This is a genomic window from Microbacterium sp. Clip185, from assembly GCF_028743715.1.
In the GTDB taxonomy this organism is placed as follows: Bacteria; Actinomycetota; Actinomycetes; order Actinomycetales; family Microbacteriaceae; genus Microbacterium.
The window spans coordinates 2,627,963-2,640,869 of the sequence record NZ_CP117996.1 but is presented as its reverse complement, the minus strand read 5'-3'; the positions used below and the strand labels follow the sequence as shown (position 1 = coordinate 2,640,869).

At 64.8% G+C, this 12,907-nt stretch carries 15 protein-coding genes; 7 read left to right on the top strand and 8 right to left on the bottom strand.

Going from position 1 to position 12,907, the window contains the following annotated elements:
- Positions 1-248 precede the first annotated feature (248 nt).
- From PQV94_RS12795 to PQV94_RS12785, 3 genes are all read left to right on the top strand, one after another.
- Positions 249-515, top strand: coding sequence for a hypothetical protein (locus PQV94_RS12795; protein ID WP_274286188.1), 267 nt, complete (start codon positions 249-251; stop codon positions 513-515).
- 168 nt (positions 516-683) lie between these two features.
- On the top strand, positions 684-1,226 hold the full coding sequence (locus PQV94_RS12790) for a hypothetical protein (RefSeq protein ID WP_274286187.1): 543 nt from the start codon (positions 684-686) through the stop codon (positions 1,224-1,226).
- The gene (locus tag PQV94_RS12785) at positions 1,213-1,602 is read left to right on the top strand and encodes a hypothetical protein (RefSeq protein WP_274286186.1); all 390 of its coding nucleotides are present in this window, start codon (positions 1,213-1,215) and stop codon (positions 1,600-1,602) included. Before PQV94_RS12790 ends, PQV94_RS12785 begins: the two co-directional genes overlap by 14 nt.
- 129 nt (positions 1,603-1,731) lie before the next feature.
- On the opposite strand, the gene PQV94_RS12780 is transcribed toward PQV94_RS12785, so the two are convergent.
- The 6 genes from PQV94_RS12780 to PQV94_RS12755 all read right to left on the bottom strand — a co-directional run bounded on the left by PQV94_RS12780 (position 1,732) and on the right by PQV94_RS12755 (position 7,386).
- A complete protein-coding gene (locus tag PQV94_RS12780) occupies positions 1,732-2,166 on the bottom strand; it encodes a DUF6941 family protein (RefSeq protein ID WP_274286185.1) in 435 nt (144 codons plus the stop codon).
- 361 nt (positions 2,167-2,527) lie between these two features.
- On the bottom strand, positions 2,528-2,947 hold the full coding sequence (locus tag PQV94_RS12775; RefSeq protein ID WP_274286184.1) for a hypothetical protein: 420 nt from the start codon (positions 2,945-2,947) through the stop codon (positions 2,528-2,530).
- Positions 2,948-3,109: 162 nt separating this feature from the next.
- Positions 3,110-6,007 carry a phage tail tape measure protein gene (locus PQV94_RS12770; RefSeq protein ID WP_274286183.1) on the bottom strand — a complete coding sequence of 966 codons (2,898 nt, stop codon included), beginning with the start codon at positions 6,005-6,007 and terminating at the stop codon, positions 3,110-3,112.
- Positions 6,007-6,348 carry a hypothetical protein gene (locus PQV94_RS12765; RefSeq protein WP_274286182.1) on the bottom strand — a complete coding sequence of 114 codons (342 nt, stop codon included), beginning with the start codon at positions 6,346-6,348 and terminating at the stop codon, positions 6,007-6,009. The genes PQV94_RS12770 and PQV94_RS12765 overlap by 1 nt, the downstream gene beginning before the upstream one ends.
- Complete coding sequence (locus tag PQV94_RS12760; RefSeq protein WP_274286181.1) at positions 6,345-7,082, bottom strand: hypothetical protein; 738 nt, start codon at positions 7,080-7,082, stop codon at positions 6,345-6,347. Before PQV94_RS12760 ends, PQV94_RS12765 begins: the two co-directional genes overlap by 4 nt.
- 73 nt (positions 7,083-7,155) lie before the next feature.
- Positions 7,156-7,386 carry a helix-turn-helix transcriptional regulator gene (locus PQV94_RS12755; RefSeq protein ID WP_274286180.1) on the bottom strand — a complete coding sequence of 77 codons (231 nt, stop codon included), beginning with the start codon at positions 7,384-7,386 and terminating at the stop codon, positions 7,156-7,158.
- A 104-nt stretch (positions 7,387-7,490) separates the two neighbouring features.
- On the opposite strand from PQV94_RS12755, the gene PQV94_RS12750 reads away from it, so the two are divergent.
- The gene (locus PQV94_RS12750) at positions 7,491-8,003 is read left to right on the top strand and encodes a helix-turn-helix domain-containing protein (RefSeq protein ID WP_274286179.1); all 513 of its coding nucleotides are present in this window, start codon (positions 7,491-7,493) and stop codon (positions 8,001-8,003) included.
- Positions 8,004-8,085: 82 nt separating this feature from the next.
- Positions 8,086-9,150, top strand: coding sequence for a toll/interleukin-1 receptor domain-containing protein (locus PQV94_RS12745; RefSeq protein WP_274286178.1), 1,065 nt, complete (start codon positions 8,086-8,088; stop codon positions 9,148-9,150).
- Between the two features lie 212 nt (positions 9,151-9,362).
- Here PQV94_RS12745 and PQV94_RS12740 read toward each other — a convergent pair whose 3' ends face one another.
- Together PQV94_RS12740 and PQV94_RS12735 are read right to left on the bottom strand one after the other, a co-directional pair.
- Positions 9,363-10,001, bottom strand: a complete 639-nt coding sequence (locus tag PQV94_RS12740; protein WP_274286177.1) for a hypothetical protein — start codon at positions 9,999-10,001, stop codon at positions 9,363-9,365.
- A 927-nt stretch (positions 10,002-10,928) separates the two neighbouring features.
- Positions 10,929-11,108, bottom strand: a complete 180-nt coding sequence (locus PQV94_RS12735; RefSeq protein WP_274286176.1) for a helix-turn-helix transcriptional regulator — start codon at positions 11,106-11,108, stop codon at positions 10,929-10,931.
- 117 nt (positions 11,109-11,225) lie between these two features.
- On the opposite strand from PQV94_RS12735, the gene PQV94_RS12730 reads away from it, so the two are divergent.
- Together PQV94_RS12730 and PQV94_RS12725 are read left to right on the top strand one after the other, a co-directional pair.
- Positions 11,226-11,792, top strand: a complete 567-nt coding sequence (locus tag PQV94_RS12730; protein ID WP_274286175.1) for a helix-turn-helix domain-containing protein — start codon at positions 11,226-11,228, stop codon at positions 11,790-11,792.
- Positions 11,793-11,904: 112 nt separating this feature from the next.
- Positions 11,905-12,906 carry a tyrosine-type recombinase/integrase gene (locus PQV94_RS12725; protein WP_274286174.1) on the top strand — a complete coding sequence of 334 codons (1,002 nt, stop codon included), beginning with the start codon at positions 11,905-11,907 and terminating at the stop codon, positions 12,904-12,906.
- The last annotated feature ends 1 nt before the right edge of the window (position 12,907 follow it).

The window sequence follows — 12,907 nt, the reverse complement described above, 5'->3', positions numbered from 1 at the left end:
CCCCAAGCTTCTTCACATCGCGAGCATAGAGCGTTGCCACCTCCCGCCGGAACGCGCGCTGTCCGTGCCTACTCGGGTGCGGTGATCTCCCCGTCCCTGCCTGGTGGGCTTACTCTGCTGCTCAGCGAGGCGGGACGTAAAGTGCGAAGCCGATCGCGAGGGGACTCCTTGGCTGGGCGCGTGTCTGAGCCGATAGCTACGATCGCGCCATGAGCGAGCGCCCGAATTCTCGTCAGAAGGAGATATAGATGTTTGAAGCCGATCATGCCCGAAAGCTCCTGGAGAATATGCGGGCGATGAACGAGGAACTGATGAAGCTCGCCGAACAAGAGGCTGAGCTCATGCGCCAAGTTAACCCGGCCGGTAAGCCCGCGCCGGCGACGCAGGAGGGCGTCGTGCTCCTAAGTGCACGTATGCAGATCATGACGCTGACGAAGGCCGTACATGTTCTCGGCGAGACGGTCGTTGAGATCCTCCACGACCGTCTCGAGGAACAGAGGCTCGGGCTGGGGTAAGAACCGCGCGAGCGGCCACACACGATCCATGAAGGAGGCAGGGCTCATCAAAGCAACCCGCCGGAGCTCCTGACGTCGGTGCTCCGGCGGTCGAGGAAGGCGCGGTGCGCGCTGCCGATCCGGCCATGCTCGCCCGAGATAGAGCGGTCGCAGCGGTAGAGTCTCGGCATGAGGCTGGGGGAGTGGGTCTGGCTTGACCTGGCGAACGTTCCAGGTGTGCTCGACTGGGTGGCATTCGTTTTAGGTGGCGCCGGCATCGGCTTCACGATCTGGCAGCTGTTGCGGAGTCGGAGTGCACTTGTCGCAGCGCAGAAGGCGCTCGAGCACACTCAGAGCGTCCTGATACGCAATCAGCTCCTAGCGGTCCTGCCGCCGTTCTCCGAGCTTTCTGATCGTCTGGACGCAGCCATGAGGAGCAACAGTCGAGAGGAAGCCGAACAAGCCCTCTCGAGGTTCTGCTATCAGTCGAGCGAAGCGGCTGCCCTGCTCAAGAACAGCGGACTCGACCACACTGAAATCGTGCAGAAAATGGTCGTCACGACGAGAGCGGCCCAGGTTGCTCGTGCAGGTCTATTCGACAATGAGGAGATGACCGTGGCAGATATCGTCGGCATCGCGGCGACGACAATTCGTGACCTTGGCCCGGAGGTTCATGGCGTGGCAGTAGTCATTCGGAATGACGCAGGAGGCGTGCAAGATGTTCACGGTTGACGACTGGACCAGGTTGATCGACGGCTTGGTGGATGCCACCGAGAGCGGACGACTGCGCTGGGAGGAGGAGATGCCCCTTCCCGGTCCAGGTGGAATGTCGCTTGCTGTCGTCATTCGCGGTGATCGGACCATCAAGGCGCGCGGCAAGGACTCGCTCTACGAGCTCTCAAGCTCCGGAGGCACAGCGCCGTTTGAGCTCTCGGTTAGCGAGAAACAGGGCCACGAGTGGCGGACTGTCGATGTTCTTCACTCGACCCCGCGGTATGGGGACGCCAGGTTCGTCCTCAATCAGAAGCTCAGTGAGCTTAGTCTGGTCGCGGAGAACACGATCGAACGTGGATCTGATGTCGTCGACCGATTGCTCGGAGGGCTCTAGTCCGCCTCTCGCCGCCGGCCGACGTGAGCGGTTGCGTACGTGGGTATGGGCATCGGCCCTGAGTGAGGCGCCGCGCGACGTCTGACGCTCTGAGCCGTCTCCATGGGCGGCGGTGCGCCCCGCGCATGGCTAGGTTGCGGGCTGCTGTTCGTGGTCCACTCCGACCGGGAAGGGCGCCTCGACGGCGGTGAAGTTCGTCGTCAGCCCCTGTCCGTCTTGGAGCTCCGCGGTCAGGGTGTAATTGCCTGCGCTAGGCAAAGCGATCGATCGTGCTTCGATAGCGAAAGCGGCGGCCCCGTACACCGACGGGTCCAAGTTCGTTTCCGCGAGCTCGCCTTCAAACTCTGTCTCTGTCAGGACTTCGGGGGACCCGTCTTTGCGAAGCGTCAGCGTGAGCTTGATGTGCTTGTCAGATTGCTGGTGATTGACCAGAACCGCTATGTCTGCCATCAAAGGAGCTGGGTAGCTGGCGCGCGAGAGGTAGGTCACGCCGCCCCCAAGCAGGTTGAGAAGCCCCTCGCGTTGGGTGACCGCGTCACAGACGACGAGCGCGGACACATGCATCAGGACGCCGCGTTCTGTGTCAACTTTGCCGACAGAGACCCTGCAGTGTGCCTACCGACACGACTAAGAACTGCTGTGTCGGCTTGATTGGATGCCTGAACCCACCCCTTTTTCGCTAGCCGAAACGTGCGCGACTCCCCGCGCTCACGTTTCATCGACCTCCAATCGACCTGGAGGAATGCAACTCCACGATCGGGGTGTATCGACGCAACGCGAGCAGGAGCAGCTACACCGTCCTCCGGCTCGTAGGCGATCGCCATGCGCCCAACCGTGAGTTCACCGGAGGTGACGTCACTGAGAAAGACGATTGTCTCGCCATCCTCGTCCGTCGAGTTCAGGTCGATGATGACTCGAGGGCTACTCATGAAGTCTGTTCCTTCTCGAAGACCGGGTTGTCCCGGCGATCCTTTGTCCACTCATCCGCCAGGCCGTCAAGCTCCGGCGGTGGAGTGAAGATGGACTCTCCACCGATGAGGTAATGCAACTCTGGCGGAAAGGTCTCGTGTAGACAATAGCCACGTGCGTTGAGAGCTTCCTCTGTAGTAACCGCGATCTTGGGGCCCCCAGCATGTGCGCTCGCAACGGTGCAGATCCGGTGAACGGTCTCCTCGACCGACTCGGTCGCGCGCTGAACATCCGCAAAGACAGAGACCCCGTGACGCGCGGGGCGGCCCTTGATCTCGTCTCCGATCACTTGCTTCTTAACACTGTTCACGATCGATTCGATCCCGAACGGTTTGAAGCGCACGACGATCACGGTGCGTGCGCTGGCGCTGAGCATGCTCGAACTGTACTGGAATCAAGGAGGGTGGTGCGCGGCAACCGCAGTGCGCGGCCGTCGGAACCTTGCGCACTTGGGTGATCGTCAATGCACAGGGTGCACCCCGCCGCCTAGAAGAAGGGAGGCTGGTCATGTTCGCGAACTCGATCCTTTCGTAGCGCCTCACAGCGACTTCTCCCCACCAGCCCACCGGGCGTTCTCAGCGCGAGCAGCAGCACTGATTCGGCCGTCGACGAAGCCAACGAGTCCGTTGCCGAGGTCGAGGGTGCCCTGGATGCGCACGTTGTCGAGCCCAGCCGCAGCTACCGGGGCGACAGATCCGCGGGGGACCATGTCGTATCCCCAGCCGTCGAGCATTTGCCCAGCGATCTGCAGCGACCGTGACCGCTTCGCCGGCGAGTCAGGCAGGTACCACTCGCCGCCAGTCTCCTGCTCCGCCCACACGCGCATCGTGCCCGCTCGAGCGAACTGCGCGATGTGCTTCTCCCCGTACGAGCCACCGCCGGCGAAGAACTGCACGTTCCCACCGTTCGCCTGTGGCAACGTGGCCGCGAACTGGGGACTGATGGGGCCGTACTTCGCGATCATGTCGATCGTGACGGTCTTCGTGTCCGTGAGGCGCTGGATCGCCGCTTCGATGGTGCCGATCTTCGCTGCGGCATCGGCTGTGTCGGCGATGAGCTTCCACTCGGTCTCTGGCGGGATGTTGTAGAGCACGTCAGCGAGCGCCTGGGCCTCGTCGGTGTTCGCGCCTAACTGCTGCGCACGGTCGATGAGCGCCTGCCGGCCGTTCTCGAGTGTCTGCCGAAAGTTCTCCGTGTTCCCGTCGAGCCGGAGCTGCTTCTCCGCGGCGTCCTCGGCTTTGCGCGAGAGCTCGACCAGCAGATCCTTGTTGCGGGAACCAGCCTCCGTCGTGATGTCGAGTCCCGCGGCGTATCCCTCGGTGCCAGCGGCGACGTTGCGGATCTGCTCGTCCACGTCGCGGAGCGCGTCCTGGTAGTCGATGTTCGCCGACACCGCGTCCTGACCGATCCCGTTCGCCTCCATCACCTTGTCGATCAGGTCCGAGAGCTGACTGTTCAGATCGTCGACCGCGCCCCCGGCGTCGATGTACGCCTGAGCCGCGGTCTGAGTCACCGGGACTCCCTTACCCGTGGCTTCGGTGAGGAGTTCCTGCGCTTCCTTCGTGTTCTTCGTCGTCTCGGCAGCGTCAGCCTGCGCCGTGCGCAGCTGCTCGACCTTCTCCCGAAGCTGCTGCATGGCGATGCCGAACTCGACGCCCTGACCGCGAGTCTCGTACGCTGCCTGCACGCGTTCTTTGAAGCTGTCGAATTCGGCCGAGGATCCCTTCACGGCCTGCGTGACTTCCTCGATCGAGATGCCGAGCATCTTCGCGTTGTCGATCGCGGAGCCTCGATCGATCCACAGCCACGAGTCCTTCATCGCGAGCTGCTCGGCGATGAACTTCTCTGCGGCGTCTCCGCCGGCTTCGAGGGCGTCCGCGTATGCCTCCGCGCGCGCCTTTGCTTCGGCTTGTGCTTGAGCGAGCAACGCCACGATGGTGACCACTCCTGCGAGCGCGAGGCCCGCCGCGCCGCCGACGAGAGCGGTGCGTCCCATCGATGCGTTCGCGATGTCCATCTGGGCCTTGAGTTCGATGAACTTCGCGCGGAGTCCGACGGTTGCCCCGGCGAACAGAAGCATCGCGCCCGTTGCGACTCCCAGCACCAGGGCCGTCTGCTGGACCGGTGCGGGTAGCTCTCCGTACATGTCGACGAGCCCCGTGAGGGCCTGCGTCATGGTGCGGAGCGCGTCGTTCGCGCCCGACCCGGTGCGGATCAGGGCAGTGTCGAACGCGCCGCCGAGCTTCTCGATGTCGCCGGCAAGGTTGTCCTGCCGCTTCGCCGCCTGGACTGTGGCGTAGCCGTAGTCGTTGACCTGCTTGGTCATGTTCGTGATTGCCGCCGCTCCGCCTTGGTACAGGAGGTTCGCGGCGACGAGGCTCTCGTTGCCGAAGATGCGGCCGAGTGCGGCGTTGCGTTCTTCCTCGGTGAGACCGCTGAGCGATGTCTGGAGCCGGCCTGCGAGCGTGGCGGCGGAGACCATTTTGCCGTTCGCGTCGTACAGGCTGATGCCGTACTGCTCCATGACTGCTGCCGCGGCCCCGGAGGGGGCCTGGAGGGCTGCCAGGACGCCTCGGAGGCTCGTGCCCGCCTTCTCGCCGAGGATGCCCTGTGTCGCGAAGTAGGCGAGCGTGCCGGCGGTCTCTTCGAGTGACCAATGGGCTGCGTTCGCCAGCGGCCCAACGTACGTGAGGGCAAGCGCCAGGTCGTCGACCGAGCCCTGCGCCTTCCCGGCACCCGCGGCCAGGACGTCCGCGACGTGACCAGACTGTTCCGCGGTGAGTCCGAACTGCGTGAGGGTGGTCGCCATGATCTCCGCCGACCGGGCGACCTGCAGCTGACCCGCAGCTGCGAGAGCGAGAGCGCCGTTCAGCGACCCGTTGACAACGTCTGTGACGGACTGACCCGCCTTGACGAGTTCTTCCTGCGCTGCGGCCGCTTCGGTCGCGGAGTACGCCGTGTCAGCGCCGGCCTCGAGCGCTGCTTCGCCGAGCGCCCGCTGCTCCTCAGCTGTAGCCATAGACGCGGCTGCCGTGGACGACATCTGCTGGTCGAACTCGGCGTACTTCGCGACCGACAGTCCGATGATCGCGGCGACGGCGGTGCCGGCGGCGAGCATCGCGACGGACAGCTTCTTGGCCGCTTCGGCCTGCTGCTCCGTCGTGACCTTCTGCTTGTTCTGCTTCTTCTCGGACGAGTCGGACTCGTCGCCGACCTTCCGCGTCGACTTCGCCTGCTCCTCGAGAGGCCCCTTCGCGTCGCGGGCCTTCTTCGACGCCTTGTCGGTCGCGTCGCCGGACTTGTCGACCTTCCGGCCCGACTCCTCCGCCGCCTTCCCCGTCTTCTCGAGGGCGTCCTGCGCGTCAGCCTGGTCCTTGCGGAAGATCTGCGCGCCGACCGTCTGCAGACGGAAGATCAGGGCTCCGGAGTCGAACATCAGAGGCCCCCGAACTCGATGCCTCGCACCGCGTACGTCAGGCGCAGCAGCCGGCGTAGGAGACCGTCGTCACCGACAAGGTCAGTGATCGGCGCCAGGATCGCCATGTGGAGTGCGAGTTGCGCGAGCATTCCGTGGATCACTGCCCGCACGTAGTCGGACTGTCCAGGCCGGGCGTCGGCGAACTCGCGGAGGCAGACGGCGGCGTCCTCGTGAGTGGGTGCGTCGAGGACCCCCGTGAGCAGGCTCGCCACGTCACTCGCGATGACCTCGAGGTCGAGAACGGAGGCTCCCGACAGCTCACGGGCGAACGCCGCCACTTCGTCGTCGATGCTGGTCATGCGGCCTCCTGCGCGGAAGGCGTTGACGCCTGCGCGGCGATGGCTGACGCGATCGACGCCCCAAGGAAGTCGGCTGAGCCCTGTTCGAGAAGGCGCTGGCCGGCATCGATCCACGGCTGCGCGACGGCGACCTGTTGTTCCGCAGCTTCCGCCGCCGAGTACAACTCTCGGGCGTTCGGGTCGCTGGCGACGTCCGCGAGGCGCCGGTACACAGCCCGGACGATCGATGACGTGGCCTCGGCAGGAGTTTCGCCGAGCCATGCCCTGACGGCTGCGTCGATCCCTTGCGGGTGGGTGAACTTCGCGGATGCCCACGCGGGGCCGTACTCGGCGATTGCGCGCGCGGTTGTTTCGTCGGCGTCGCGCAGCACGGTGACGATGTCCTGGCCGGCGTCGAGGCGCTGTTCCGCCTGGCGCCATCGCTGCTCTGCTCGAATGAGAGCCGCGGGGTCGTCGGCGATCGCGACGTTTTCGCGGGCCGCGTCGGCGAGCGACTTCTGCGCCCACTGGATGTCCTCGGAGAGCTTCTCGAAGTCGACGCGACCCGCATCTCGGAACGCCTGAGCGAGCTCGCGGCGTTTCGCGGCCAATCCCTCGTCGTTCAGGTGCGGGTCCGTGTGGCTCGCCGCCTTCGTGAGGGCTTCGCGCATCCCGTGGGCGAAGGTGGAGGCGTTCGTGTGCGCGTTGGTGAGACGCTCACGTGCGCCTCGTACGGTCGAAATGTAGACGGTCATGGGGTTGTTCTCCGTTCATGCGGTCAGGCGACCACGTTCTTCAGGCCTTGGGTGCGCGGGCGTTGCCGCATCACTAGGCCGCGTCAGTGAGTTCCTGCAGGTCATGAAGGATCCGCGCGTAGCGGAGGCGGTTCTCGCCTCGGGGGCGACGTTGTCCCGTCTCCCAGAGGTTGATGGTGGCTCGGTTCACGCCGATCTCCTCCGCGAGCCTGCTCACACCGATGCCAGCCTGCTCGCGGATGCGGCGTGCTTCCTCTGGCGAGGGCATCGCTCCGATGAGCCGCGCTTCTTCGATGAGGGTCACGGTTCGCTCCTTCCTGTTGAATCCAGGACACCTGAGCGCTAACCTGCTGTCAACAAACTCCGGTATGGGGTACATCGATTCATGAATATGAGAGCGGCGGGCTGGTGCGAATCGAGAAGATTGTTGGGCAGAACATGGCGAAGCTCCGCGCGCACAAGGACTGGAGTCAGCCGCAACTCGGCAAGGCCATCGGCGATCTCTTGGGCACGAAGCCCTGGAGTCGTCAAGCAGTGTCGAACGCTGAGAACGGTCAACGAGCGTTCACGGCCGCCGATCTGGTCGCGATCGCCTGCGTGCTTGAGACATCTCCGGCAGCTCTGCTCGCACTCGGTCCGACGAGCACGGTCAAGGCCATCGAGGTGGGCGACGTGTCGATCCCTCGTGGCACCCTCGAGAACCCGACCTGGACCCACGAGACAACGTCTGAGGCGCTCGGTGAGGTTCTCAACGTCGTCCGCGTGATCGCAACAGGGCTGGACAAGCTCCAAGATGTTGCGATGCCGCTCGAGCAAGCAGCCAACGATCTCACAGCGGCCGGCATCATGCTTCAGGGCCGGATCCGGCTCGAAGAAGCCGGGGCGGCGCGCTCAGGAGATTTCGGAATCAAGGGCCCGTGAGAGCCATGTGGCGAGGTCCTCAGTGACGCCGGCCGACCGGCACCGCGTGGTGAGTCCGAAGGGACTCCTATAGCTTGAGCCTGTGGATCAGACGCGTGACTACGACGTCGCAGTCTCCTTCGCCGGGGAGAACCGCGCTTACGTCCAAGAGACTGTGGCGGCCCTGCAGCAGGCGGGACATCGCGTGTTCTACGACGAAGACAACGAAGTCGACATGTGGGGAAGAGACCTCACCGAGTACTTCTCCGACTTGTACGAGAACCGGGCCCGGTTCGCGCTCATGTTCGTGTCGGCGCACTACGCGCGGAAGCAATGGACGACGCTTGAGCGTCGCACGATTCTCGCGCGAGCGCTCGACCAGGTCACGCCTTACGTGCTACCGGTGCGGCTCGATGACACCATCTTGCCGGGATTGCGTTCCACCATCGCGTACATCGACGGGACTCGTCGGTCGCCAGCTGACATCGCCGCAGCGGTCGGGCAAAAGCTCGGGGCACCGGATAACAGCGGACGCCTGCGGTCGACGGGCCAGGTCCCCCTCAACGAGCACGAAGCGACCCTGCTACTCGGTGAGCGCCCCGGTGCCTGGGAGTACGCATACTTCGCCTGGAGGCTAAGGGAAGAACTGCGAAAGCACGACTCCGCCTACAACGACCTTCGCATCGGGTACGTCGCGACGGCCGAGTACATCGCCGACGCAGATCTCCTGTCCTACTTGTCTGGCGAAATCAGCAGGAACAACGCCACGATCAAGCGACTCGAGAGCATGCTCCAGGGCGACGCTCAGAAGGATGCCTTTCGATATTCCGGGGGTCCAGGCGACCCCAAGATGATCGAACACCTCGCGGCACGGATGACGGACTTGTGGCGGCAGCAGGTGGACTGGGCCTCGGGGCTGCAAGCGAAGGCCTACGAGTCAAACCAAGGTCGAGAGGCGTTACTTGCCGTGGCCGACATAGCTCGCCACCCGATCATCGATTACCGGAACTTCGTCGAGCTCTATGCCGCCGAGGCGAATCGGATCCAGGAGGCCGTGCTGCGGGGTGAGAGTGTCAACGCCCGCTTGCCGCTGAAGCTTACAGTTCCGGAGGAGGTCAACCGTCGCGTCGACCGAGCTCTGAGAGCGTTCGGACGCAGATTCCGTTAGGAAATCGGGAGCTCCTGTCGCGCTCACGATTGCACCCGCCTAGATGGGCTTCACGCGCGGCGCGTGCGCGCGCGTGCTGCTGTCGAACGTTCGACACGCGTCTCCTGGTCTTCACGCGTGACGCGTCGCGCGCGTGCGCGTAGGGGTTTGACCGGTCAAAGCAGGGTTAGTGGGCTTCGTGCGCGCGGGGGCGGTGATCGACTGGTCGATGGTCAGCTGGGGAGCTTGTTGATGTCGGCAATAACGACTTCCATGAGGTTGTCGGACATGCCGGGGTTGTGTGCTCGCCAGGCGGCTCGGAGTTCGTCGTCTGGCGTGGAAGCGAGGTCGACGTGTGGAGCGAGCCTGGCGTATAGGTTGCGGGTCTCCTCGTCGAGGTGTCGCAGGCCTGGGTGGAGCGTCGGCGGAAGTGAGGGGGCAGCGAATTCAAGTGAAGGAGTCGACGTTGTCCGGTTGCTCGGGGGCTCGTGCTGTTCCCGGAAGGCGTCCCGTGCGGCTCTCAGCTTGTCTCGTAGCGAGGCAATGAACTCTGGTGTGGCCTCGCGGTGTGCGCGGTCGGAGTCGCGGCTCACGAGGCGATGGGAGCGGCGGAGGGGGTCGAATCGGTAGTTGATCTTCTTCTGCGCGAGCTTGCGGGCCCGCTCCCACTCGTGGAGTGCCTGAAGGCGCGCGGCGGTGAACTCGGCGTCGGGCAGGTTCTGTGTGACGAGAGCCGCCATGGTGTCCGCCCATTGCGCGGCGAACTCGAGGTCGCACCGGAGGATGTCCCGCTGTTTGGCGGTGTTGCGGCGTTCGAGGTCGTCGTCCGACCACTCGGGTCCAAGAATCTGCCAGGTGTCTCGTCGGTTCACTTCGTGTCTCCTTCGGGTGGTGGAGTGGGCAGTCTTCGGGGTTCGGTGATGTCGACGGGGTCGATCGGCTGGCGGGGGTGTGGGAGTTGTCCTTCGTGGGCGCCGTCGTCGCGCCACCCGCAGCCGTGCGTGCACCAGCCGGAGGCGGGGTCGAACGAGTGCGACTGTGCGCGGCTGCAGCTGTTCATGCTTGGTCCTCTCTCGTTGGGCAGCCGGTGCAGTAGCCGGAGGCGGGGTCGAACGAGTGACGGTGTGGTTGTGCAGCGGGCTTGGTTGGGCGCCATGCTCTGGCGGCTCGCCTCGCATCGCCGCACGCGCCGCATGGGCCGGGTGCCCCGGTGGGGTGTTTGGAGCAGAACTCGGGGGGTGGCCCCTCCTCCTTGTTCTCCTCCTTCTCCTCTGCAGGCGAGTGAGTCGCCTCCGCTTTGACCACTGAGTCGCCTCCGTTGGTAACTGAGTCGCCTCCGTTCGGCGGCGAGTGAGTCGCCGCCGAAGAGTCAACGGCGGCGAGTGAGTCGCCTCCGACTGAGAGAGGTCGGCCTGTGCCGTCGAGGAGGGCGTACTTCGCGTTCCTGCCGCCTGGCGCTGACCGTGAGATGCAGGCGATCAGCCCAGCCTCGGAGAGGAGATCGAGAGCGCGACCCGCTGCTCGATGCCCAGTCGCCCCCGACTTGCCGATCGAGTGAGCGAGGCTGTCGCGGCCCTTCCAGAACGCAGGCTGAGCGTCTCCATCAACTGCCGTGTTGGCCATGAAGACGAACATCCGCGTCGGCACATGATCGAGCCGGATCCGGTTCGCGACGGCGTACGCCGCCATAACGAGGCCGGCGCCCATGATTCACCGGCTCCCGCTGAGTGATCGCTGCTCGCCGATGACGGCCAACCTCGTAGGAGCGCGAGGGACCGTGAGGAGAGCCTGCCGGCGGATCACTGGTCCGAGAAAGCGGCTGCGATGAACGCTTCGACGTCGGACTCGCGGAACATTCGCCGCCCGCCGATCTTCGCGGACTTCGGAGCGGTGCCCTGGTGTATCTGCCACCGAAGCCCGGATGGAGAGGTTCTGAGGCGCTCCGCGGCCTCCGTGACGGTGAGCAGCTGATCGGTCATCGAGTCCTCCAATTCTTGTCGCGTCTGACTCGCTCTCACAGTATCAGCGTATCTAGTCGCGGCCCACTAGATACAACGCGTGTCGTCAACGACCAGCATTTCTGGTAGCCTCTCAACATGCTGAGCGACGAGCAGGTGGGTCGGAACCTCATCCGACTTCGCGGGGAGATGAGCCAGAAGGATCTCGCGGCGGAAATGAAGCGACGCGGTTTCAAGTGGTCGCAGGCAACCGTCTGGAGCGTGGAGAAGGGGGAGCGCCCTCTCCGGTTCACGGAGGTTGAAGCGCTCACCGATGTTTTCGGGCGGCCCGCTTCCCACCTGCTGGCCCTCGGCGACTTCGAGGCCGAGATCGATCAGATGGCGCGTCGCCTCTCCGAGAAAGACCTCGAGCTTCAACGCGTCCTCGCGGAGTACGACGATCTACGGCTCAACCTTGCGCTGAAATGTGACGAAGCGCCAGAGGGTGCCGGCGGGCACGCAGCGAGCGAGTGGATCCCGCGGACCGTCGAGGACGCGGTGAAGGCGTACCGCGCCGACCAGCAGGCAGAAGGTGCCCGATATGACGAGCTCCTTCGAACCTCCGAACGGAATAGCCCGCCGAGCGCTGATTGGCAGTCAGAGACGTGGCTCGAACGACTGAACGCGGCCGACCAGCAGGCGAGCCGCTGCTCCGACAATGGCTAGCATCCGTCAGCGACCGAATGGAGCGTGGCGCGCCCGTTATCGAGACGCGGAAGGGCGTGAGCACGCCAAGCACTTCCCGCTCAAACGCGATGCGCAACGATGGCTAGACGAAGTGACCGCAGCCGTCGTCAGCGGGCAATATGTCCACCCGCGAGCCGGGGCGATCACGTGGGACGCATGGACCGTGGAGTGGGTCGAGCGGCAGGCATGGGTAGCGGGCACGGTGAGCGCCGCGCAGACGGCGCTCCAGAGCGTCCCGTGGGGGTCTGCGCAGATGGGGAGCGTCAAGCCGTCCCACGTGCAGGCGTGGGTGGCTGCTGAGGTGAAGCGCGGCCTTGCCGCGACCACCATCCGTACACGTTTGAACTACGTGCAGATGGCGTTCCGCGCCGCCGTGCTCGACAAAGTCATCTCCGCCAGCCCCGCAGTGAGCGTGAAGCCACCTCGTGCGCGACGCCCCGAGTTGGCCATGCAGATTCTCACCGCGGATCAGGTGCGGGCGGTCCTCGCGGCGGCGGGCAGCTTTCGTCCGTTTGTGGAGGTCTGTCTCTTCGCTGGCCTCCGGCTAGGCGAGGCAGCTGGTCTACAGCTTCAGGACATCAACTTCCTTGGGCGATCGATCAGCGTCCGGCGACAGGTGCAGGGGTCAACGATCTCGTCGGCCACGATCGTGCCGCCGAAGTTCGGCAGTGAACGCCTCGTGTTCGTGCCGAGCGAGCTCACCGCCTCGCTGTCAGCGCACGTCGCAGCTCAACGGCTCGAAGCTCCGGACGAGATGCTGTTCCGCACGCCGCTTGGCCGGCTGTGGCAGCGCAACAATGCCGGCGAGGAGTGGCGCCGGATCCGCGGCGAAGTGGGACTCTCGGCAGAGGTAACGCTCCACACCTTGCGGCACACGTACGCCTCGAATCTCATCGCATCCGGGTGCGACGTCGTGACTGTTCAGCGTGCCCTCGGGCATTCTCAGCCCTCGATCACACTGAACGTCTACAGCCACCTGTGGCCGTCGGCGGAGGACCGGACGCGCGCGGCGACGGCGGACTTCATGGCCTCGGTCACCGGTTCTGCGGACTCCTCGCGGACCAAGGGAAAGAAACCCCTGGTCAGGAGCTAGT